This is a genomic window from Kitasatospora sp. NPDC032121 (genome assembly GCF_055580145.1).
In genome coordinates this window covers 65086-87749 of record NZ_JBVILX010000008.1, presented here as the reverse complement: position 1 = coordinate 87749, position 22664 = coordinate 65086, and the positions used below count along the sequence as shown (strand labels likewise).

At 75.2% G+C, this 22664-nt stretch carries 14 protein-coding genes; 6 read left to right on the top strand and 8 right to left on the bottom strand.

What is annotated here, in order from left to right:
- Positions 1 to 90: 90 nt before the first annotated feature.
- The 4 genes from ACZ5OX_RS21425 to ACZ5OX_RS21410 all read left to right on the top strand — a co-directional run bounded on the left by ACZ5OX_RS21425 (position 91) and on the right by ACZ5OX_RS21410 (position 8521).
- Complete coding sequence (locus ACZ5OX_RS21425) at positions 91 to 2121, top strand: flotillin family protein (protein ID WP_449789279.1); 2031 nt, start codon at positions 91 to 93, stop codon at positions 2119 to 2121.
- A 137-nt stretch (positions 2122 to 2258) separates the two neighbouring features.
- Positions 2259 to 7031: a DNA repair ATPase gene (locus tag ACZ5OX_RS21420; RefSeq protein WP_465632020.1), complete on the top strand. Its 4773-nt coding sequence runs from the start codon at positions 2259 to 2261 to the stop codon at positions 7029 to 7031.
- Between the two features lie 151 nt (positions 7032 to 7182).
- Entirely contained in the window at positions 7183 to 8037 is an 855-nt protein-coding gene (locus ACZ5OX_RS21415) for a class I SAM-dependent methyltransferase (protein ID WP_465632018.1), read from the top strand.
- 7 nt (positions 8038 to 8044) lie between these two features.
- The gene (locus ACZ5OX_RS21410) at positions 8045 to 8521 is read left to right on the top strand and encodes a Rieske 2Fe-2S domain-containing protein (protein ID WP_465632016.1); all 477 of its coding nucleotides are present in this window, start codon (positions 8045 to 8047) and stop codon (positions 8519 to 8521) included.
- Positions 8522 to 8916: 395 nt separating this feature from the next.
- Here ACZ5OX_RS21410 and ACZ5OX_RS21405 read toward each other — a convergent pair whose 3' ends face one another.
- The 6 genes from ACZ5OX_RS21405 to ACZ5OX_RS21380 all read right to left on the bottom strand — a co-directional run bounded on the left by ACZ5OX_RS21405 (position 8917) and on the right by ACZ5OX_RS21380 (position 14929).
- On the bottom strand, positions 8917 to 10608 hold the full coding sequence (locus ACZ5OX_RS21405) for an FAD-dependent oxidoreductase (RefSeq protein ID WP_465632014.1): 1692 nt from the start codon (positions 10606 to 10608) through the stop codon (positions 8917 to 8919).
- A 69-nt stretch (positions 10609 to 10677) separates the two neighbouring features.
- On the bottom strand, positions 10678 to 11589 hold the full coding sequence (locus ACZ5OX_RS21400; protein ID WP_465632012.1) for an AurF N-oxygenase family protein: 912 nt from the start codon (positions 11587 to 11589) through the stop codon (positions 10678 to 10680).
- Between the two features lie 237 nt (positions 11590 to 11826).
- Positions 11827 to 12876: an alpha/beta hydrolase gene (locus ACZ5OX_RS21395; protein ID WP_465632010.1), complete on the bottom strand. Its 1050-nt coding sequence runs from the start codon at positions 12874 to 12876 to the stop codon at positions 11827 to 11829.
- Positions 12877 to 13058: 182 nt separating this feature from the next.
- Entirely contained in the window at positions 13059 to 13568 is a 510-nt protein-coding gene (locus ACZ5OX_RS21390; protein WP_465632008.1) for a hypothetical protein, read from the bottom strand.
- Positions 13541 to 14083: an RNA ligase family protein gene (locus ACZ5OX_RS21385; RefSeq protein WP_465632006.1), complete on the bottom strand. Its 543-nt coding sequence runs from the start codon at positions 14081 to 14083 to the stop codon at positions 13541 to 13543. The genes ACZ5OX_RS21390 and ACZ5OX_RS21385 overlap by 28 nt, the downstream gene beginning before the upstream one ends.
- 216 nt (positions 14084 to 14299) lie before the next feature.
- Complete coding sequence (locus ACZ5OX_RS21380; RefSeq protein ID WP_449789272.1) at positions 14300 to 14929, bottom strand: TetR/AcrR family transcriptional regulator; 630 nt, start codon at positions 14927 to 14929, stop codon at positions 14300 to 14302.
- A 136-nt stretch (positions 14930 to 15065) separates the two neighbouring features.
- On the opposite strand from ACZ5OX_RS21380, the gene ACZ5OX_RS21375 reads away from it, so the two are divergent.
- Positions 15066 to 16478: an amidase gene (locus ACZ5OX_RS21375; protein ID WP_465632004.1), complete on the top strand. Its 1413-nt coding sequence runs from the start codon at positions 15066 to 15068 to the stop codon at positions 16476 to 16478.
- 17 nt (positions 16479 to 16495) lie between these two features.
- On the opposite strand, the gene ACZ5OX_RS21370 is transcribed toward ACZ5OX_RS21375, so the two are convergent.
- Together ACZ5OX_RS21370 and ACZ5OX_RS21365 are read right to left on the bottom strand one after the other, a co-directional pair.
- Positions 16496 to 17215 carry a response regulator transcription factor gene (locus ACZ5OX_RS21370; RefSeq protein WP_465632345.1) on the bottom strand — a complete coding sequence of 240 codons (720 nt, stop codon included), beginning with the start codon at positions 17213 to 17215 and terminating at the stop codon, positions 16496 to 16498.
- A gap of 5 nt (positions 17216 to 17220) precedes the next feature.
- A complete protein-coding gene (locus ACZ5OX_RS21365) occupies positions 17221 to 18459 on the bottom strand; it encodes a sensor histidine kinase (RefSeq protein WP_465632002.1) in 1239 nt (412 codons plus the stop codon).
- Positions 18460 to 18795: 336 nt separating this feature from the next.
- Here ACZ5OX_RS21365 and ACZ5OX_RS21360 point away from each other — a divergent pair, with 336 nt between their 5' ends.
- Positions 18796 to 22476, top strand: coding sequence for a HelD family protein (locus ACZ5OX_RS21360; protein ID WP_465632000.1), 3681 nt, complete (start codon positions 18796 to 18798; stop codon positions 22474 to 22476).
- Positions 22477 to 22664: the final 188 nt, after the last annotated feature.

Genomic DNA, 22664 nt, shown 5'->3' with positions numbered 1-22664 from the left:
TCACCGTTCACCCCCGCCTTCATCGCACCTCTCTTCTCTCTTCGCTTCTTCTCTTCGCACCAACTCGCCATCTCGTCAAAGGACTCCGTGATGGACACCATCGCCGTGGGTTTCGGCGTGCTCGTCGCCGTCGTGCTGCTCATCCTGCTCGCCATGCTGCTGTTCGTGGGCCGCCTGTTCCAGAAGGTCGAGCAGGGCAAGGCACTGATCGTCTCCCGGACGAAGAAGGTGGACGTGACCTTCACCGGCGCGATCGTCCTCCCGGTGCTCCACAAGGCCGAGTTGATGGACATCACCGCCAAGACGGTGGAGATCCACCGGGCCGGCCGGGACGGCCTGATCTGCCGCGACAACATCCGCGCGGACATCCGGATCTCGTTCTTCGTCCGGGTCAACAAGACCGTCGAGGACGTCATCAAGGTCGCGCAGTCGATCGGCACCGCCCGGGCCAGCGACCCGCAGGCGATCCAGGAGTTCTTCGCGGTCAAGTTCGCCGAGGCGCTCAAGACCGTCGGCAAGCAGCTGGACTTCACCGACCTGTACACCCACCGGCACGAGTTCCGGGACCAGATCATCGCGGTCATCGGCACCGACCTCAACGGCTACACCCTCGAGGACGCGGCCATCGACCACCTGGAACAGACCCCGATGAGCCAGCTGGACGCCGACAACATCCTGGACGCCCAGGGCATCCGCAAGATCACCGAACTGACCGCGATCGAGCACGTGCGCACCAACGAGTACCAGCGCAACGAGCAGAAGGAGATCACCCGGCAGAACGTGGACGCCCGGGAGGCCGTCCTGGAGCTGGAGCGCCGGCAGGCCGACGCCGAGATCCGCCAGCGCCGCGAGATCGAGACCCTGCGGGCCAAGGAGGACGCGGTGATCGCCCGGGTGCAGGAGGAGGAGCGGCTCAACGCCCAGACCGCCTTCCTGCGCACCGAGGAACTGCTCGGAGTGCAGCGGGAGAACCAGGCCCGCGAGGTCGCGGTGGCGCAGAAGAACCGCGAGCGGGTGATCGCGGTGGAGAACGAGCGGATCGAGAAGGACCGTCTGCTGGAGGTCGTCGGCCGCGAGCGGGAGACCGAACTGGCCACGATCGCCAAGGCGAAGGAGGTCGAGTCCGCCAAGCGCGAGGTCGCCGACGTGGTCCGCGAGCGGGTCGCGGTGGACCGCACCGTCGCCGAGCAGGAGGAGGCCGTCAAGACCCTGCGCGCCACCGAGGAGGCCGAGCGCGTCCGCAAGGCCGTGGTGATCCAGGCCGAGGCCGAGGCGCAGGAGAAGCTCGTCAAGGACATCAAGGCCGCCGAGGCCGCCGAGCAGGCCGCCGCGCACAAGGCCCGCGAGGCGCTGGTGATGGCCGAGGCCCGGCAGCAGGCCGCCGAGCTGGACGCGGCCGCCAAGATCCGGATGGCCGAGGGCGTCCGGGCGGAGGCCGCCGCCGAGGGGCTGGCCCGGGTCCAGGTCCGCGAGCAGGAGGCCGCGGCGGTGGAGAAGGTCGGCCGCGCCGAGGCCGCCGTCCAGGCCGAGAAGGCGAAGGCCGCCGCGCTGGAGATCGGCGGGAAGCTGAAGGCCGAGGCCGAGGGCCTGACCGAGAAGGCCGCGGCGATGGCCAAGCTGGACGAGGCCTCGCGCGGGCACGAGGAGTACCGCCTGCGGCTGGCCGCCGAGAAGGACGTCCGGCTGGCCGGGCTGGACGCCCAGCGGCAGATCGCCGAGGCCCAGGCGGCGCTGGTCGCGGCCGGGCTGGAGAAGGCGAAGATCGACATCGTCGGCGGGGACTCGGTGTTCTTCGACCGGCTGGTGCAGTCGGTGACGGCAGGCAAGAGCGTGGACGCCTTCGTCGGCCACTCGCAGACCGCGCAGACCCTGGCCGGCCCCTGGCTGGACGGGCGGGCGAGCTTCACCGAGGACCTCACCCGGGTGCTCTCCTCGGTCTCCACGGCGGACGTGCAGAACCTGACGGTGTCCGCCCTGCTGATGAAGCTGATCGGCTCCGGGGCCGGCGACCAGGCCGGTCAGCTGCGCCAACTGCTCGACTCGGCACGGAAGCTGGGCGTCGCGGAGACCCCGATCGGGGCACTGGCCGGCGGCCTCGCCGCGGCCAACGGCTCCAAGTGACCGGCCGAGCGGCCACGTCAGCCGACCCACCCGAGCCGGGCGGCTCACCCGGGCCGACCGTTTCGCCCGAGCCGACCGACTCACCCAATTCCGACCGACTCACCTGACTCAACCCGCTTCAACCGAGGAACGTGACCGTGACCGTGGACGCCCTCGACGCCCGGCTCGACACCGGCACCTACGAGGTCCTGCGCGACCGGCTCGCCCGAGCCGCCGCCGAACTCGCCGACCGGGCCCAGGCGTTGAACGCCCGCCGGGTCGCCGAGTTCGGCGGCGGGGAGCTGCGGCTGGTCGGCACCGGGCGGCTCACCACCGCCCGGGCCTGCCTGCCGCAGGACCTCACCGCCGCCGGCGGGCAGCTGCTGCTCGGCACCCGCCCGGCCCAACCCGCCGACGGCGACGAGGACTTCACCGACGTCCTCGGCCTGCACCACCCCGACCTCTCCCCCGCGCCCGCCGAGGGCTCCCTGCTGGACGACCCCCGGCTGCGCCAGGACCTCGCCGACCTGCGCCGCTACTTCCGCGACGCCCGGCTGGAGCGGCTGCGCCCGGTGGACGGCCGGCTGCTCGCCGTCTTCCGCACCGGCCCGGCCGCCACCGACGTCCGGGTGCTGCGCTGGCGCCTGGACGGCGACCTCGCCGACGGCGCCCGGCCGTCCTACCTGGACGGGCGCGGCGAACGCGACCACACCCCAGCCGACGGCCGGCAGCTGCCCTGGACCGCGCTCACCCGGGACGACCAGCTGCCCGCCGGCCCGGGCCGCCCGCCCCGCGCCGACCTGGCCGGCGAGCTGCTGGTCGGCGTCGACGGCGGCCGACTGAGCATCACCACCCCGGACGGCCGGGAGCTGCACCGCGAGCCGCTCGCCGAGGCCCTCCAGACCCTCGCCGACGCCCGGATCGCCCACGCCCGGATCGGCACCCTGCTGCTGGTGCGCGTGCGCCCGTACCAGGAGGAGACCGAGCGGCACCTGGTGGTCCACCTGCCCACCGGCACCGTCACCCGGATCGACGCGCTCGGCCAGGCCTGCCTTCGGCTGCCCGCCGACCAGGGCGTCGCCTTCCCCGGCGGCTGCCACCTGGTGGACGGCACCGTGCGCACCTTCGACCAGCCGGTCGACGGCCTGGTGTACGAGCGCACCGTCGTGTCGCCCAACGGCGAGGACGTGCTGTACGAGTTCCGTTCCCCCGTCGACGGCCGCGCCCTGCTCCAGCCGTACAACAGCGTCCGCCAGGAGGCCGCCGCCCCGCTGCCCTGCCAGGGCTACGCGCTGCTCGCCGACGGCACCCTGATCGCCCTGCGCCCGGCCGAGGACGGGCCGAGCCGGCTGCACGCCGTCCAGCTCTGGCAGACCCCGTTCACCAGCGAGCGCTTCGCCGCCGAACAGCCCTCCGGCAGCGGCCCGTTGGCCCGGATCGGCAACGCCGACCTGGTCCGCGGCCTGGCCGACTGCCTGGCCCTGGCCCGGCTGGCCGCGGCCGGCGCCGACACCCCGGCCGGCCACCAGGCCGTCCTCGCCGCCTGCACCCGCACCGCCGACCGGCACCACTGGCTCGGCCAGAGCGGCCTCGGCGACCTCGCCGCGCCGCTCGCCGAGATCCGCGACACCGCCCGGCAGGTCGTCGCCGAGTACGAGGCCGTCGCCCAGCTCACCGCGCACGCCGCCCGGCGGACGGACGAGGCCGCCGAGCACGTCGAGGGCCTGCTGCGCACCGCCCGCGGCGAGACACTGGCCGACGCCGCCGAGTGGGTCGACCGGCTGGCCGCTCTGCGCCGCGCCCAGGGGCGCGTCGAGGCGCTGCGCGAGCTGCCGCGCGCCGACGTCCAGCGGATCGACGCGCTCGCCGCGCACCTCGCCGAGGGCCTGGCCGAGGCCGCCGACCGCGCCGTCGTCCAGCTCGCCGAACCGACCGCCTTCGAGCCGCACCGGCGTCGGGCCGGCGAACTCGCCGAGCGCTGCTCCGCCATCGCCACCGCCGCCGAGGCCGAGCCGCTGGGGCTCGAACTCGGCTCCCAGAGCGAGGCGCTGCAGACCGTCTCGGAGCTGGTCGGCACCCTCGACCTGGCCGACGCCACCACCCGCACCGCGATCCTCGACCGGCTCGCCGACGTCCTCGGCCTGCTCAACCGGGCCCGGTCCGTGCTGACCGTGCGCCGCCGCGAGCTGCGCACCCGCGAGGCCGCCGCCGAGTTCGCCGCCGAGACCGCCCTGCTCGGCCAGGCCACCACCGCCGCGCTCGCCGCCGCCGACACCCCCGAGGCCTGCGACGATCAGCTCGGTCGACTGCTGCTGCGGATCGAGCAGTTGGAGACCCGCTTCGCCGACGCCGACCCGGCCCTCGGCGAGCAGCTCACCGCCCGGCGCACCGAGATCCACGACGCACTCACCGCCCGCCGCCAGCACCTGCTGGAGGAGCGGGCCCGGCGCGCCGACCGGCTGGCCGCCTCCGCCGAACGCATCCTCGACACCCTGTACCGCCGACTGGCCGCACTGGACTCCGCCGAGGAGATCGAGGCGGCCCTCGCCGCCGACCCGACGGCCGTCAAACTCCGCGACCTCGCAGGGCAGTTGACCGCACTCGGCGACCGGGTCCGGGCCGAGGAGCTGACCGGCCGGCTGCGCGCCGCCCGCGGCCGCGCCCACCGGGCCCTGCGCGACCGCGCCGAACTCGCCGGAGACGGCCCCGGCACCCTGCGACTGGGCCGGCACCTGTTCGCCGTCACCACCCAGCGGCCCGAACTCGCCCTGGTGCCCTGGCGCGGACGCCCCGCCTTCACCCTCACCGGCACCGACTACCGCTCCCCCGTCACCGACCCGGCCTTCGCCGCCACCGAGCGGTACTGGAACCGCCCGCTGCCCTCGGAGACCCCGCGGCTGTACCGCGCCGAGTACCTCGCGGCGAGCCTGCTGTCGGCCGCCGAGGCCGGGCCGCCGCCCGCGGAAGGCGACCTGCTGGAGTACGTCCGGCGGGCCGCCGAGCAACGCCCGGACGAGGGCTACCAGCGCGGCGTGCACGACCACGACGCCGCACTGCTGCTCCGCGCCCTGCTGCGGCTCGACGCCGAGGCCGGACTGCTGCGCCACCCGGCGGCCGCCCGGGCGGCCGCGCAGCTGTACTGGGCACACGGCACCGACGAACGGCAGCGGCTGCTCTGGCACACCCGGGCCCGCTCGCTGGGCCTCGCCCGGGACGCCTTCGGCGGCGCCCCGGCGGCGGCCGCGCTGGACGCGCTGGCTTCACTCGCCGACGAACTCACCGCCGCCGTCGCCGACTTCGTCCCGGGAGCGGAGCCCGCCGGGCCCTACCTGGTGGCCGAACTGGCCGCCGCCGCACCCAGCTTCGCCCACTCGGCGGGCGCCGCCGCACTGCTCGACAAGTTCCGCGCCACCCCCGAGTCGGCCGGCCTCACCGAGGCACTGGCCGCACTGCCCGAGGAGCCCGCACTGTTGCCCGTGCGGCGCCAACTCGCCACCGCTTGGCTGGAGTCCGGATCCGCCGACGCAGATCCGGCCGACCTCGCCGAGGCCGCCGCCGCGCTGCTCTGCCCGTCCCTGCCGCGCCGGCCCGCCGAGGGGGCCGTGAGCGCCCGGGTCACCGGGCTGCTCGGCGACCACCCGCGAGTCACGGGCGGGGCACTCGACCTGCGCCTGGACGAACTACTCGCCCGGGTGGAGGAGTTCGAGCAGGTCGAGATGCCCGGTTACCGGGCCTACCAGCGGCTGCGCGGCGACCTGCTGGCCGCCGAACACGCCCGGCTCCGGCTCGACCAGTACCGGCCCGCCCCGCTCAACGGCTTCGTCCGCAACCGGCTCATCGACCAGGTGTACCTGCCGCTGGTCGGCGACAACCTCGCCAAGCAGCTCGGCACCGCCGAGTCCGGCGGGCCGGTCGACCGCAGCGGCCTGCTGCTGCTGGTCTCCCCGCCCGGCTACGGCAAGACCACCCTGGTCGAGTACCTCGCCGAGCGGCTCGGCCTGCTGCTGGTCTCCGTCAGCGGCCCCGCGCTCGGCCACCGGGTCACCTCGCTGGACCCGGCCGAGGCCCCCGACGCCACCTCCCGGCGCGAGCTCGAGAAGCTCAACTTCGCCCTGCACGCGGGCGACAACGTGCTGCTCTACCTGGACGACGTCCAGCACACCTCGCCCGAGTTCCTCCAGCGCTTCATCCCGCTGTGCGACGCCCAGCGCCGGATCGACGGCGTCTGGGACGGCGAGGCCCGCGAGTGGGACCTGCGCGGCAAGCGCTTCGCCGTGGTCATGGCCGCCAACCCGTACACCGAGTCCGGCCGCCTCTTCCGGCTGCCCGACATGCTCGCCAACCGCGCCGACGTGTGGAACCTGGGCGATGCCGTCGCCGGACGCGAGGACCTCTTCGCGCTCAGCTTCGTCGAGAACGCCCTGCCCGCCAACCCCCACCTCGCCCCGCTCGCCACCGCCGAGCGCGCCGACCTGGACACCCTGCTCGCCCGCGCCTGCGGCCTGCCCGGCGGCACCCTGGCCGGCGCCTGGCCCGCCGCCGAGGCCGAGCGGATGACCGCCGTCCTGGCCGGCCTGCTCCACCTGCGCTCCACCGTCCTGGCCGTCAACCGCGCCTACCTCGCCTCCGCCGCCCAGGACGACCGCACCCGCACCGAGCCCCCCTTCCTCCTCCAGGGTTCCTACCGCAACATGGCCAAGCTCGCCCAACGCCTCGACCCCGCCCTCACCCGCCCCGAACTCGACGCCCTCCTCACCGACCACTACCGCGCCGAGGCCCAGCCCCTGGGTGCCGACGCCGAGGCCCAACTCCTCAAGCTGGCCGAGCTCCGTGGCGTCCTCACCGAGGAACAGGAGGCCCGCTGGGCGGAGCTGAAGCGCTCCTGGCGATCACGTACGGACACGGAGGCCATCCCCAAGTTCGAGCCATAGGTCGGGGCTTGGCGCTTCGCGCTCGGACGGTCGAGGCGATCTGGCCGATCTTTCGCGAGCCATCTTCATCACATGACCACATGATTCCCTCCATCGGGGAGTCAGCCCCTGTCGTCGGGTAGCGAGGCCGCTGGGCGGGTAGCCAGGTGCCATGGGTGCTGAGGGGCTCGATCTGGCCGGGCTGCGCAGGGTGTACGGGCGGGCGGGGAGTCGGTGGTTCTACACCCGGGTGGCGCGCAACGCGCGGCACTGGGGGTGGACGGAACCGGGGCAGTCGAAGTGGCGGCTGTGGCGGGCACAGCGGCAGTTGCAGGACGTGCTGGGGCGCAAGCTGGCGCTGCCCGCGGGGGCGCGGGCGCTGGACGCCGGGTGCGGGGCCGGGGTGGTGGCGCGGGCGATGGCGGTGCGGTTCGGGCTGGAGGTGACCGGGGTCGACGTCCTGGACTTCCACCTCGCCGAGGCCCGCCGGCTCAGCGCGCGGGCGCGGATGGACGGGCGGACGGCGTTCCGCTTCGGGGACTTCCACCGACTCCCGTTCGGCGACGGGGAGTTCGACGGCGCGTACTCGATGGAGACGCTGGTCCACTCCTACGACCCGTCCCGGGCGCTGGCCGAGCTCCACCGGGTGCTGCGCCCGGGCGGCCGGCTGGTGCTGCTCGGCCCGATGAGCACCGGTCCGCTGGAGGAACTGGAGCCTGCGGCACGGGCGTTGATCGAGCCTTTCCTGGACGCGATGACGATGACCGGCGCCAGGATCTACCACGCCGGCAGCCTCCCCCGGCTGCTCGCCGGGGCCGGGTTCGAGGTCGAGGAGGCACTGGACGCGACGCCGTACTACCTGCCGACCTCGGAGGCGGTGCACGCGTACTTCCGGCTGCCGTGGGAGCTGGTGCGGCGCTTCGGCGAGCCCGCCAAGTGGATCAATCTCCGCTCCACGGTGGAGATGTACGCCGTGCGCGAGCACGTCGCCTGGTACGTTCACACGGCCGTCAAGCCATCGAGGTGAACTCCCCATGGCCGAGCACGCCGCCCCCTCGCCGTACCCCACCGGCTGGTTCTGCGTCGGCCGGGCCCGGGACCTGCCGCCCGGGCGGGTCCGCACCATCCGGCTGATGGGCGGGGACGTGGTGCCGCACCGGACCCGCCGGGGAGCGGTGCGCGCGGTCGGCCCGCACTGCCCCTCACCTGGGCGCGCACTTCGGGGCGGGCGGTACCTGGCGCAGCCCCGGCTCGTGCCCGGGGAGCGTTCGATCGGGCTGTTCCGCCGCTGGGCGCGGCAGTTCTATCCGGGGTTCCACCCCGAGCCCGCCGCCGGGTTCCGCTCCGAACTCCAGGGCGAGCCCCAGGCCGGGCCTTCGAGCGGTCTGCGGCCCGAGCCGGACACCGCCGACTGCGCCCCGGCCGGGGCGGCCAGCGACTCCCAGACCGGATCGGGCAGTCCGGGGACGGCTCGCCCCTCGGCCTGCCAGCGCCGGGCCAGCTCGGCGTAGATGGGTGCCTCCGGCGCGTCGGGTGGGCCGGGCACCTCCGGCGCCTGCGACACCTGCGGCGCTTCCGGCGGCCGGTCCGGGGCGCCGCGCAGGATCGTTTCTTCACCCGGTTGCCACTCCGGCCCCGGCAGCCGCCCAAAACCACTCACGCCCACCCAACGCCCCCGGCCGCACCGGGACACGGTCCCGTCAACCCGGCGCGACACAGGTCAACCCCCTGCGGGGGGGCGGCCGGGTGCGCAGGAAGTCGGCCCACCCGACTTCCTGCGCACGTCACGCCGCCCCGGCACCGCCCGATCCCGGCACCGCCTGATCCCGGCACCCCGGCCAGAACCGGCAGTCCCCCGGCACCCGCAGCAGGCCGCCGGCAGTCCCCCGGCCCCCGGCAGGCCCCGCTACCGCCGCCGCCCCGCCGCCAGCAGCTCGGGGACGGTGGCGAGCTTCACCCGGGGCCGCCCCTCGCTCTCGCCCCGCTCGCGTTCCGCACGGTCCACCGCCCGCAGCTCCCGCAGCCCGACCGCGTCCGGCCGCCGGCGGCGCACCAGCCGTTCGAAGTCCCTGCGGTCGGCCTCCGGGACGGGCAGCGCGCGGGCGGTCGCGTCGTCCAGCAGCGCGTCCACCGTCTCCCGCGCACAGGCCCGGTTGGCGCCGATCCCGCCGGACGGCCCGCGCTTGGCCCAGCCCACCACGTACGTCCCCGGCAGCGGCCGCCCGGTGGCCGGGTCGACCACCCGCCCGGCCCGGTGGGCGACCGTCCCGGCCCGCTCGTCGAACGGCAGCCCGGGCAGCGGGACTGCCCGGTGCCCGATGGAGCGCACCACCAGCCCGGCCCGCAGCACGTCCCGCTCCCCGGTGCCCTCGACCCGGCCGTCCGCCGCCAGGGTGGTCCGCTCGACGGTCAGGGCCTCGACCCGCCCGTCCCCGGACAGCTCGACCGGCGCCGACAGGAACCGCAGCACGATCCGCCGCCCCGGCGCGGGCTCCGCGGCCCCGTCGTACGGCACCAGCGGCAGCCCGGCGAGCAGCGCAGCGCCCGAGCCCGAGCCCGGCACACCCGCACCCGCACCCGGCTCCACCCCCGCCGTCTCGATCGCCGCCCGCACCTGCGGGTCGTCCGCCACCACCACCTCGACGCCCGGCAGCTGCCGCAGCGCCAGGAACTCCGCCCTGGTCCACGCCGCCTGCTCCGGACCGCGCCGGGCGAGCAGCACGACCTCCCTGACCCTGCCGCGGCGCAGCGCGGCCAGCGCGTGGTCGGCGATGTCGGTGGCCGCGAGCCGGTCGGGGTCGGTGAGCAGGATGCGGGCGATGTCCACCGCGACGTTGCCGTTGCCGACCACCACCACCCGCTCGGCCGTCGACAGCTCCACCGCCTCGGCGGGCACGGTCGGTTCGGCGTTGTACCAGCCGACGAAGGTGGTCGCGGGCAGGCTGCCCGGCAGGTCCTCGCCGGGGATGCCGAGCCGGCGGTCGGCGGCCGCGCCGACCGCGTACACCACCGCGTGGTGGTGCGCGGCGAGCTCCTGGTGGCTGACGTCCGTGCCGATCTCCACGTTGAGGTGCATCCGCAGCCGCGGGTCGTGGAAGACGCTCGCGAAGCTCTCCACGATCCGCTTGGTGGACTGGTGGTCGGGGGCGACGCCGTGCCGCAGCAGACCGCCGGTGACGGGCAGCCGGTCGATCATGGTGATCTCGGCGCTGGTGCTGCGCAGCAGTTCCTGCGCGGTGTACCCGGCGGACGGGCCGGTGCCGACGACGGCGATCCGCAGCGTGCCGAGCCCGCCCGGCAGGCTGCGCGGGAAGCTGGGCGCGCCCCAGGCGTGGTCGCTGGGGTGGTCGCGGAACCAGTCGCGGTTGAGGTCGCCGAACACGGTGTCGGGGCCGCGCAGCCGGTCGACCGGGAACACCGCGTCCACCGGGCAGGCGTCCGCGCAGGCGCCGCAGTCGATGCACGCCCGCGGGTCGATGTAGAGCATGTCGGTGGTGCCGAACTCCGGCTCGTCCGGGGTCGGGTGGATGCAGTTGACCGGGCAGACGGACACGCACGAGGCGTCGTTGCAGCAGGTCTGGGTGATCGCGTAGGCCATGGCCGGGGTGGGGTCCTCGCTGTGTCCGATGGGCGGGAAACGATCCGGTGGAAGCGCTCTGACTGTGCGTCAGAGCATGTGCACCCGGCGGTAGACGGCCGCCGCGCGGCTGGTGAGCAGCCCGGTCTCGGCGAGGAAGGCCATCAGGTGCCGGGAGCTGGTGCGCATCATCGCCTTGCGGTGCTCGTTGGCCCGCACCTCGGCGAGTGCCCGCGGGACGTCGAGCCCGGCGGCCTTGTACACGCCCGGGTGGACCATGCTGGTGACGATGACGTACGCGCCCACGGCTATACCGGTGGCCGAGGTGCGCCGGCGGGCGGGGCTCGCGTGGCGCATCCGCTCGCGGATCTCCTGCCGGGCGAACTTCATGTGCCGGGACTCCTCGACCACGTGGATCCGGGAGGTGCCGCGGACGATCTCCAGGACGTTCTCGCCGCGCATCCAGTCGCGCTGCATGACGTCGAGCACCTCTTCGGCCACCAGGATGCCGCCGTAGGCGAGTTCGCCCTTGGCGAGCGCCTTGAAGGCGCGTCCGGCCTGGGCGATCAGCTTGTGCGGGCGGTAGGCGGGGACGCCCATCTTCTCGCAGGCCCGGGCGAACATGATCGAGTGGCGGCACTCGTCGGCGATCTCGGTGAGCGCGAACTGGAACTCGGCGCTGGCGGGGTTCTTGAGGTACTGGTCGCGCAGCACCATCTGCTGGAGGATCATCTCGAACCAGATGCCGGTGTTCATGATCGAGCAGACCTCGTGCCGGGTGAGCGTGACCCGCTGCCGCTCGGTCATCTCGTCCCACAGCCGGGTGCCGTAGAGGGTGCTCCACTCCGGATTGAGGCCGTAGTGCTCGTCCGGGAGGGGGGCGTCCCAGTCGATCTCGGCCGAGGGGTCGAAGGAGAGGGTGGCGGCCGACTCCAGCAGCCGCTTCGAGACGTCGTCGTCGGCCGTGGTGTGGCCGTGCCCCGCGTGCCAGCTGAGCGCCATGGCTGCCTCCAGGTGCCTGTTCCGCCGCGGGCTCCCGCTCACCCGCTTATTAGACGGACAGTACAATAAGAGCCGGGCGCCGAGAACCCCCCGTGCGGCAACGACCCGGCGCGCGGGCGCGGCTCACGCCCCCTGCACGCACTGCCCGCCCCCAGCCGGTCCACCCTCACCCCTCCCCACGGCACGACGAAGGGCGGGCCCTCCCCACGGCCCCGCCCTCGGCCGTACGCCTGTCCGCTACCCGCCGATCGCCTGCCGCAGCGCCTCCGCCGCCTCGGCGGCCGCTTCCCGGAAGCGCCCGCCGAGGCCGAGGTAGTTGACGTACCCGTGGATGAGGTCCGACTGCCGGCTCAGCCGCACCGCGACCCCGGCCTCCGCCAGCGCCCGCGCGTACGCCTCACCCTCGTCGCGCAGCGGGTCGAAGCCCGCGGTGCCGATGTACGCGGGCGGCAGCCCGGTCAGGTCCTCGGCGAGCAGCGGCGACAGCCGCGGGTCGGTGCGGTCGGCGGGCGCGGGCGCGTACCGGTCGGCGAACCAGTCCATGTCCGTGCTGGTCAGGAAGAACCCGTCGGCGAACAGCCCGCGCGAGGGGCGCCGGGTCGAGACGTCGGTCGCCGGGTACAGCAGCAGCTGGAACGCCGGCGCGGGGCCGCCCCGCCGGACGGCCCGCTGGGCGACGACGGCGGCCAGGTTGCCGCCCGCGCTGTCCCCGCCGACCGCGATCCGCTCCGGGTCCGCGCCCAGGTCGGCCGCCTTGGCGCAGGCATAGTCGAACGCGGCCACCGCGTCCTCGGCCGCCGCCGGGAAAACGTGCTCGGGCGCCAGCCGGTACTCCACCGACAGCACCCGCACCCGCGCCCGCCGGGCGAGGTAGCGGGCGACGTGGTCGTGGCTGGCCCGACTGCCGATCACCCAGCCCCCGCCGTGCAGGAAGACCAGCAGGCCGGAGCCCGCCGCCAGCCCGTCCGGGGTGTACAGCGTCGCGGCCGACTCTCCGTGCTCCTGCGGGATGCCGACGCCCCGCCCGGCCACCGTACGATCCGTCGGCCCGCCCACCAGGTGCCGCGAGTGCTCCATCGCGGCCCGCGATGCCCCGACGCCGCCCGCTGCCACCAGGGACACCCCGGACAGCCGCTGGAGCTTCAGCATCACCTGCGCGTCCGGCGCGAGCCGCTGCCCGTCGCGCACCACCGGCTTGCCCGCGATCGCCCGCCGCAGCCCTTCCGGCAGGGCGTACAGGGCCCGGACGGCGGCGGCCTGGATCCGAACGGCGGGTGGGATCGTCATCTCTTCTGCCTCCTGAGGGCGGCCCGGGAACCGGGGCCAGGGCGGTGTCGGGGCGGTCCCACCGGGACCGGGAGCCCATGATGGGCCCCGCCCACCGGACTTGGAAGCCTCCCGCACACGACCCTCGCGCCTCGGCTCGCGACAGCCGCCGTCTCGCCCGGGCCGCTTCCGTTCCCCCGCCGTCAGGAGTTACGCCGGTCCTGTGCGTCGAAGGACGCCAGCGAGCGCGTGCCGGGTTCCAGGGCCTGACGCAGCGCGGCCAGCGTCTCGGCCTCCAACCCGCCCACGGCATCGGCGAGTTCGTCGGCCACGTCCGCCGCGATCTCCTCCGCCACCGCCTCCACGGCCGCGCGCGGGCCCAGTTTGCTGACGGCGGCCGCCGCGCGGGTGGGGGTGAGCAGGGCGGAGGCCTGGACGAGGAGCCAGGCGGGGACGCCGGCCGCACCCTCGGGCGGGGGGAGGTACGGGCGGGCGCCGTCGTAGCGGTCGTCCTCGGCGAAGGCCTGCTGCTTCACCTTCACCAGGGGGCGGGCCGGGCCGGACTCGTGCCACTCGCCGGCCGGCTTGAGGACGTACCCCTCGGCGAGGTTGTCGGGCAGCTCGGGCAGGCCGAACAGGGCGGGCACCCGGGTGGGGTAGCGCACCGGGAGGTCGTGCAGGGCGTTCAGGGGTCCGTGCCCGAGCAGGGGCACGCAGGTGAGTCGGCGGCCAGCGCGGCCGTGCGCAGGGTGCGGTCGGCGATCCACCAACGGCCTTCGGGTGTCTCGACGGTGGCGTCGAACGGCAGCCAGCGCAGGCCGGGGGCGTACCAGACGCCGGTCTGGACCGGGTCGACGCCGGGGGCGACGGGCACCTCGGGGTGCGGGTAGCGGCCGCCGGCCAGTTCGCCGTAGATCGTCACCACGGCGTCGGGGCCGCCGGTTCCGCGCACCGCGGCGGCGAACCGGGCTGCCGCGACGGAGAGTTCGGGCCAGATCCGGCTCACGCCGAAGAAGCCGTCCAGCCCCTCGTCATCCAGCAGTTCGCGCCGCTTCGCGGCCCGCACCGAGCCGCCTTCGCAGACCACGGCGAAGTGCGCCCCGTGCACCTTCTCCGCCGCGGTCCACTCCCGGCTGCCGGGCCCGCCGGAGCGGCCGCGGGCCGGGATTTTGGGGTAGGGCCGCAGCTCGGGCCCGTCGGACACCGTCTCGAACACCGTCTCGGACACGACCGAATCCTCGCCGCCCGGCCCGCCGGCTGGCAACCGGGATTCGGGGACTCCGGCTTTCGGACTCTCGGGCTTTCGGGCTCTCGGGCTCTCGGGCTCTCGGGCTCTCGGGCTCTCGGGGTCAGACCGCCTCGCCGCCGACCGCCCCGACCGTTGATCATCTCATCGGCGCGGATTCGGCACGGATTCGCCATGGATGACGGACCCCGCCCCGTTTCAGCAGCGCGCCCAGAGCCCGGCCAGGTGCGCGTGCAGGACCTCCTCCGCCTCCGCCACCGTCCGGTGCCCGACCAGGACGTGCGCGGTGAGCCCGTCGGCCAGGGCGAGCAGCGTCCGGGCCTCGGTCCGCGCGACCACCGCCGCGCCCGCCGCCTCCCCGCCCAGCGCCGACCCGCCGACCACCGCCGCACCGGCGGCCTCGGCGACCAGCCGCACCATCAGTTCCTCCAGCGCCGCGTAGCTGCTCCGCAGGGTCGCCGCCAGTGCCGGGTTGACGGCGGCTCCGGCGACGAAGGCGAGCCAGATCCTGGCCTCGGCCCGGTGTTCCTCCCGCAGCAGCGCCACCTCACCGGCCACCAGCCCGAGTTCGCTGGCCGCCGACTGCGCCGGGCCGGCCGTGAGCCGGCCGCGCACCCGCTCGGCGACCCGCTCGCCGACATGGGTGAGCGCGAACAGGAGCATCTCCTCCTTGGTGCGGAAGCAGCGCTGGACGGCCCCCATCGAGACCTCCGCCCGGGTGGCGACGTCCCGCAGGCTGACGCCCTCCAGCCCGTGCTCGTCCACCAGCAGGCAGACGGCCTCGGCGATCCGCCGGCGCCGGTCCTCGTGGTCCACCTGCTTGGGCATCTCCGGTCTCCTCCGCACGTCATCCGGTCTCGGACTTATTCCGATGCAAGCGTATCGGTTCCCGGGCTAGAGTGTGCGGCAACCGATGCGACCGCATCGGAACGTCGAAAGTCGCGAAAGTCGGAGGAGCACCCCCATGCCCCTGTGGAGCAGGCCCGCCACCGAACTCGCCGCCGCCGTGCGCACGGGCGAGGCGTCGGCACTGGACGTGGTGGACAGCCACCTGGCCCGGATCGCCGAGGTCAACCCCGACCTGAACGCCGTCACCCAGCTCCTCGCCGACCGGGCCCGCGAGGCCGCCCGGGACACCGACCGCCGCCGGGCCGCGGGCGAGGAACTGGGCCCGCTCGCGGGCGTGCCGTTCACCGTGAAGGAGTGCACCCCGATCGCCGGCGTGCCCACCACCTTCGGCGTCCCGCACTTCCGCGACCACGTCGCCACCACCGACGCCGTCCCGGTCGCCCGGCTGCGCGCGGCGGGGGCGATCCCGATCGGCCACAGCAACATGCCGACCCTGATCGTCGCCGGGATGCACACCCGCAGCGAGCTGTACGGCGACACCCGCAACCCGTGGGACGCGAGCCGCACCCCCGGCGGCTCCAGCGGCGGGGACGGCGTGGCCGTCGCCGCCGGGATGGCCCCACTCGGGCTCGGCAACGACTCCGGCGGCTCGGTCCGCGTCCCGGCCTCGTTCTGCGGCGTCGCCGCCCTCCAGCCGACCCTCGGCCGCTTCCCCACCGACCAGCGCCTGATCGGGCCGGACGACCCCGGCCCGGCTTCCCAGGTCCTGGTCACCGACGGCCCGTTGGCCCGTACGGTCGCCGACCTGCGGCTCGCCTACGAGACGCTGGCGGGCACCGACGTCCGCGACCCGCGCGCCGTGCCCGTCCCGCTGTACGGAGAGCCGCTCGACGGCCCGATCAGGGTCGCCGTCGTCACCGACCCGGGCGGCCGCGGCGTCCACCCCGCCGTCCGCCGCGCCGTCGAGACCGCCGCCGACGCACTGCGCGACGCCGGGTACGACGTCCGGGAGATCCCCGACGTCCCGAGGCTGGACGAGGCGTACGAGACCTACCACCGCCTCCCCGTCAGCGAGTTCGCGCCGACCTGGCCCGCCGTCCGGCAGCTGCTGGGCGAGGGCGGCGACCGCTACATCGAGCTGACGATGCGCAGCGCCCCGCCCGCGGACGTCGCCGGCCTGGTCCGGCTGATGAGCGCCCGGATGGGCATCCGCCGCTCCTGGGCGGAGTTCCTGCACGAGTACCCGCTGCTGCTGGGCCCGGTGTTCACCGAGCCGCCGGTCGAGCCCGGCCTGGAGTCGCGGGACCAGGCGGGCCGTGACCGGGTCGCCTCGGCGATGCGGCTCTGCTCGGTGACCAGCCTCGTCGGTGTCCCGGCCGTCGCCGTCCCCACCGGCCTCGACGCGGACGGCCTGCCGACCGGCGTCCAGCTCATCGGCCGGGCCTTCCGGGAGGACCTCTGCCTGGCCGCCGCCCAGGCCGTCGAGGACCGCCTCGGCACCCTCACCCCGATCGACCCGCGGCCGTGAACCCCGCCGGGGGCCGGTCAGGCCCCCGGCAGGCCCGGCACCACCAGCCCGCTCTCGTACGCGATGACCACGGCGTGGGTCCGGTTCTGCGCGCCGAGCTTGCTCAGCACGTTCCCCACGTGCGTCTTGACCGTCTCCTGGCTCACCGCGAGCGCCTGCGCGATCTCCGGGTTGGACAGTCCGGTCGCCATCAGCCGCAGTACCCCCTCCTCCCGCCCGGTCAGCCCCGCCCGGGGCAGCGCCTCGGCCGAGTCCAGGGGCCGGGGTGCGACCATCCGGCGCAGCGCGGCGGGAAACAGCACCGCCTCCCCGGCCGCCACCACCCGCACCGCTTCGGCGATCTGCGGGACGGGCAGCCGCTTGAGCACGAAGCCGCAGGCTCCGGCGCTCAGCGCGGCGGTGACGTAGCCATCGTTCTCGAAGGTGGTGATCACCACGACCTTGGGAGGGCCGCCCTGCTCCCCCGACGGGCCGCGCTCGCTCACCGGGCCGTGCTCCCTCAGCAGTTCGCGGGTCGCCTCGATCCCGTTGCGGCGCGGCATCCGCACGTCCATCAGCACCACGTCGGGCCGCAACAGCCTTGCCCGCTCGACCACTTCGACCCCGTCGGCGGCCGTTCCGACCACCGTGACGCCCGGCTGGGCACCCAACAGGGTGCCCAGCCCGCTGCGGGTGACGGGGTCGTCGTCGGCGATCAGGAGGGTGACGTCGGGCGTACCCGGATCGGCACCGCTCACGCCGCTCACGCCGACCACCGCATCGGCAGCCGGACCGCCAGCCGCCACTGCCCCTCCCCGTACGGCCCGGCCTCGAACTCGCCGTGCAGCAGCCGCACCCGCTCGGCCAGGCCGGGAAGCCCGTGCCCCGAGGTCGGGAAGCCGCCCGCCTCGGCCCCCGCCGCACCGGCCCCGCCGCCAGGACCGCCGCCCGTCCCGTTGACCACGCTCAGCTCCAGCTCCTCCGGCCCCGCCGCCACCCGCAGCTCGATCGGCCCGCCCGCGCCGTGCCGCAGCGCGTTGGTCAGCCCCTCCTGGACGATCCGGTAGGCGGCCCGGGAGAGCGTGCCCTGCACCTGCGCCAGGTCCCCGGAGGTCCGCGGCACCACGACCGCGCCCGCGTGCCGCAGCCGGTCGACCAGTTCGGACAGATCGGCGAGGGTGCGGGTCGGCGCGGTGCCCGACTGCTCCTCGCGCAGCGCGCCCAGCACGTAGTCGAGGTCCTCCAGCGCGGCCCGGGTGGACTCCTCGATGCTGCGCATGGCGGCCCTGGCCGCGGCCGGGTCGGCGTCCAGCACCTCGCCCGCGACGGCCGCCTGGATGGTGGCGGCGGTCAGGGTGTGCCCGATCGAGTCGTGCAACTCGTGTGCCAGCCGGTTGCGTTCGGCCAGCAGCCGCTCCCGCTCGGCGGCCATCGCGAGCCGCTCGGCCGGCGAGGGCCCGAGCAGTCGCGGCGCCAGCCACCGCAGTGCGCCCGACACCCCCGCGAACAGGGCGGCCGCCAGGGCCAGGCAGAGCACCGCGACGATCCAGGCCCAGACGCCCGTCAGCTCCGTGGCCCAGCCGAAGAGGCTCACCCGCGCCTCGCCCGCCGCCCAGCGGCCGGGCAGCGTCACGCCCATCACCAGCAGCGTGCTGCCGCCGACCAGCACCGTCCACCCCAGCAGCACGTGCGCCACCACGAACGCCGGCGTCCGCCACCGCTCCGCCGCGGCCCCCTTCACCGGGTCGGGCACCGCGACGCCCAGCAGCCGCCGCGCCCCCGCCGCCAGCACCCGGCGCACCACCCGCGGCAGCCCGGCCACCCCGAGCAGCACCACCCACACCGGCAGCGCCACCCAGGCCGCCTCCGGCCGGCCGTCCAGCCCCAGCGTCAGTGCGAGCGCGAGCATCGCGACCGGCAGCCCGGCCAGCGCCCCGACCACCGCGAACAGCACACCCTTGTACGTCGACCCGCGCAGCAGCAGCCGCAGTCCCTTGATCATGTGCGCCAGTATCACCGGCCTTCCGGCCCCGCTCCTCCCCCGATCGAGGGAGGATCTCAACCGCCACCGTCATCGTCACCACCACCGCCCCGCGAAGCTCACGGGCACCCCGCCCGACGCCCGGCCGACCACCAGTCCACGACCCGCCCGACGCCCGACCGACCACCCGCCCGCCCTCCGGGCCGCCCGGCCCGCCGGCCTCGAATCCCCGCCCGGGGAACGCCAGTTCCGTCTGTTCGTCACCGCCCGCTCTCTGGTAGTTGTTTCACCACGCACGGACGCAGGCCCGTGACGCAGGCCCGCAGCGGTGCCCCAGGCACCGCAGGGAGGACGCACATGGGCACGACCACTCGGGACCAGGTCCTGGCTGTCGAACAGCGCGCGGTGGACCACGCCTACCGCTGCTACGCCGCACGGCTCGGTGAGTTGAGCGGATCGTCGACGGCCGAGGCATCGGCGAGTGGTAAGGACGGGATCGCCAACCGGGCGGAGGCGGAGGCCAGGGCCGCGGAGTACGACGGGCTCAACGACGAAGCCCTGGTCTTCGCCCGGGTCGACGCCCCGGAAGACCCCGGCGGGAAGCCCCGTCCCTGGTACATCGGGCGCCGGGGCGTACGGGACGACGCGCGCGATCCGGTGGTGGTGCTCTGGACGAGTCCGCTGGCGAAGCGGTGGACGGAGGCCCTGCCCGAGTCTCCGGGCGAGGTCTCCCTGCGACGCCGGCTGCGGTGCGTGCGGCACATCGTCAAGGACTACTTCGACGAGATCGCCCCGTCGGCCTCCGCACCGATGCCCGACGCGCTCCCCGCACCCGCCCCCGAGGCGGTCGCCGAAGCGTCCCCCGAGGCGGCCACCGAGCCCCGTCCCGTGCCCCGGCCGACCCCTCGACCCACGCCCCGCCCCACTCCCCGGCCGGTCCCCCGGCAGGCCACCGAGCACCGCGGCCGGAGCGGCCCCCACCCCGCGGCGAAGGACCCGGCCGACGCCCCCGCCCCGCCCCGTCCGGAACGCCGCCCGGAACTCCGGCCGGACGACTTCCTGTTGCGCGAACTCCAGCGCTCGCGCAACGGCCGGATGCGGGACATCGTCGAGACCATCCGGCGCGACCAGATGGCCCTGGTCACCGGCTCTCCCTCGGACATCCTGGTCATCCAGGGCGGTCCCGGCACCGGCAAGTCCGCCGTCGGCCTCCACCGGGTGACCTGGCTCGTCGACAACGCCCACTTCAAGGCCCAGGACATCCTGGTCATCGGCCCCCACCAGCGGTTCCTCGACTACGTCGGCCAGGTCCTCCCCACCCTCGGCACCCGGGACGTCAACGCCGTCCAGCTGAACCGCCTGTGGGACGGCGAGGCGCTCGGCACGGACACCCCGCGGGCCAGGACGGTGAAGTCGGACGAGCGGATGGCGGCCGTCCTGCGGCGGCGCGTCGAGCGCGAGTACCGTCCCGAGGCGCTGGACGACCTCACCGAAGCCCCCTCCTTCGAGGGCGACGAGCCCACGGTCGTCGTGACCGCCGGCAGCACGACGCTGCGCGTGCCGCGGTCCGAGGTCCTCGCCCTGCTCGCCCGGGCCAACACCGGCGACGGCCCCTACCGGGAGCGCCGCGACCGCTTCCGGGGCCTGCTCGTGGACCGTCTGCTGAAGGAGCTCTCGGACGTCGCGCCGCGGCGCAGGCAGGCCGACTCGGTCCGCCGCGACCTGGAGCGCAACCGCCGGGTCGAGCGACTCGTGGACCGCGTCTGGCCGTCCCCGGGCGCCCGGGAGGCACTGCGCACCCTCTACGACTCGCCCGACCTCCTGGCCGCCTGCGCCGACGGCATCCTCGACGCGGACGAGCAGGCGGTGCTGCTCAGGGCCCGCGCCGCCACCGCCGGTGCCGAACCCTGGACCCTCGACGATCAGGTCTGCCTCGAAGAGCTCCGGATGCTCATCAGCGGGGAGACCCCGAGGCGTTACGGGCACATCGTGATCGACGAGGCCCAGGACCTGACGCCCATGCAGGCCCGCACCCTGCGGCGGCGCTGCGCCGTCAACGGCTCCATGACCGTCCTGGGCGACCTCGCGCAGGCGACCGGACCGCACATCCCGGCGACCTGGGAGCAGCTCGGCGCGATCCTCTCCGACAACGGCGACTGGCGCATCGCCCGGCTCGACACCAGCTACCGCGTTCCCGTCGAGATCATGCGGTTCGTCGCGCCCCTCGCGCAGGCGGTCGCACCGACGCTGGAGTCTCCCCAGGCCGTCCGCTCGGTGGGCCCGGACGCGGTGCGGACGGTGGCGACCGACCCGTGGCGGCTGCTCGACGACACCGTCGCCCAGGTGGCCCGCCTGGTGGGCACCGACGACGGGCACACCCCCCGTTCCGTGGCCGTCATCGTCCCCGACGACTCGAACTGGCTCGACGAGATCGACCGTCGGCTCAACCGGAGCGGCGCTCCGGCCGACGGCACGGGCGACGGCACTGGCGACGGCACGGGCCACGGCACGGGCGGTGCCGTGGCAGACGGCACGGGCGGCACCGGGGGCCGAGAGTCGGTGTCCGTCCTGGCCGCCGCCCAGGCCAAGGGCATGGAGTACGACCACGTCCTGGTCGTCGAGCCGGCCACCATCGCCGATCGCGGTCCGGCCGGGCTGCGGCAGCTGTACGTGGCCCTGACCCGCAGCACCCAGAGCCTCACCGTGCTCCACACCGCTCCGCTGCCGGAGGCGCTCACCGCCCCCGGCCCGACCGCACCCCAGACCGATCCGCAGGCCGATCTCCAGGCCGCACCCCAGGCCGCACCTCAGGCCGATCCACAGCAGGCCGATCCGACGAGCAAGGCCACCGGCCCCCTCCCCCGGATCGGCGCGGACGTCAGGATCGAGGTCGTCGGCCGCGCTCCCGGGGGCCGCTACCGGGTCAAGCCCGTCTCCCCCGGGATCGACCGGCCCGTCGTCCTCACCGTCCGGCACGGCTCGGTGCCGCCGCGGCTGGGCGAGAAGCTGGACTGCTGGGTGTTCGCGAACGAGACCACCCAGACCGTCCTCACCGCCGACCAGCGGGGCCGGTCGCCGGTCTCCGAACGAATGGCGGGGCGCTACGTCGCGGCGCTGGACGTGCTCGGCGAGCTGGTCGGGAGGGACGGGAACGTCCCGGACGCCCGCGTCCACCTCTCCGAGCTGCAGGGCATGGCCAACCGCGTGCTGCGGCGGGACCAGGCCGACTGGGTCGACGTGTTCCACCTGCTCGGCTCCCCCGACCGGGACGCGCTGGGCGCTCTGCGCGACCTCGCCGCGACGACCAACCGCGCGCTGAAGGAGGGCGCCCTGGACCTCGCCCGCCTCCGGACGGAGCTGACGGCGTCGGGCTGGACGGAGCGCCTGGCCGCAGCCCGCGAGAGGCTCCGGGCCCGCTTCGCCCCCGCCACCTCGGCCTCAACCACCCCCACCGAGACCGCCCCCGCCGAGACCGGCCCCACCGAGACCAGCCTCACCCAACCCGCCCCCACCGACGCGGACACGCCCCCCGCCGCCCCGCGCCACCCCGAGCAGGAGGACGACAGCCCGATGGTCCCCGCGGTCAGCACCCCCGCCGCACCCGCCCCGGCCACGAAGGAGGGATTCCTCCGCATGCTGGAGGCGTCCGCCGAGGCCGACCGCAGATGCAAGAAGCACGAGGCGGTCCGGCACGCGCTGAAGTCGGCCCTGCTCTGGGCCGACTTCCAGCCGACCGACTCGCCGGTCGTCGACGTCGGCTGCGTCACGGGGCAGGGCCTCTTCCTCTACGAGGCGCTCGGCGCCGGCTATTCCTCCTACCCGGACCTGCGCTCGGGCGCGACCCGGCTGCTGGAGATCAACCACACCCTGCCCATGGCCGCCACCGCCCTCTACCTGGTGCTCGCCGAAGCGCCCACCGAGGACTGGTCGGCCGACACCGTCCGCGACGTCTTCGGCGTCCACGTCATCTGGCGCCGCCCGGACGGCGGTTGGGGCGGCCGGGACACGGACACCGCCCTGGGCACGCCGGGGGCGTAGCCTCGGCCCGCGCGCCGCGGCGGCTCCGACACCGGGCCGAGCTCGTCGCGCAGCATGGTGCGCCGGGGGTGTCCAGCGCGAGGGCGAAGAGCCGCAGGGCCTCCCGGTCGTCGTCGGTGCACAGGGCGGCCGAGGCCTCCAGCAGCATGGCGTGCCGGGAGGACACGGCGCCCAGCCCGGCCCCGCGC

Bases quoted from the DNA above. Each gene is read 5' to 3' on its own strand.
- ACZ5OX_RS21360 (WP_465632000.1), top strand. From the start codon at position 18,796: ATGGGCACGACCACTCGGGACCAGGTCCTGGCTGTCGAACAGCGCGCG.
- ACZ5OX_RS21365 (WP_465632002.1), bottom strand. From the start codon at position 18,459: ATGATCAAGGGACTGCGGCTGCTGCTGCGCGGGTCGACGTACAAGGGT.
- ACZ5OX_RS21380 (WP_449789272.1), bottom strand. From the start codon at position 14,929: ATGCCCAAGCAGGTGGACCACGAGGACCGGCGCCGGCGGATCGCCGAG.
- ACZ5OX_RS21400 (WP_465632012.1), bottom strand. From the start codon at position 11,589: ATGGCGCTCAGCTGGCACGCGGGGCACGGCCACACCACGGCCGACGAC.
- ACZ5OX_RS21375 (WP_465632004.1), top strand. From the start codon at position 15,066: ATGCCCCTGTGGAGCAGGCCCGCCACCGAACTCGCCGCCGCCGTGCGC.
- ACZ5OX_RS21410 (WP_465632016.1), top strand. From the start codon at position 8,045: ATGGCCGAGCACGCCGCCCCCTCGCCGTACCCCACCGGCTGGTTCTGC.
- ACZ5OX_RS21405 (WP_465632014.1), bottom strand. From the start codon at position 10,608: ATGGCCTACGCGATCACCCAGACCTGCTGCAACGACGCCTCGTGCGTG.
- ACZ5OX_RS21425 (WP_449789279.1), top strand. From the start codon at position 91: ATGGACACCATCGCCGTGGGTTTCGGCGTGCTCGTCGCCGTCGTGCTG.
- ACZ5OX_RS21395 (WP_465632010.1), bottom strand. From the start codon at position 12,876: ATGACGATCCCACCCGCCGTTCGGATCCAGGCCGCCGCCGTCCGGGCC.
- ACZ5OX_RS21415 (WP_465632018.1), top strand. From the start codon at position 7,183: ATGGGTGCTGAGGGGCTCGATCTGGCCGGGCTGCGCAGGGTGTACGGG.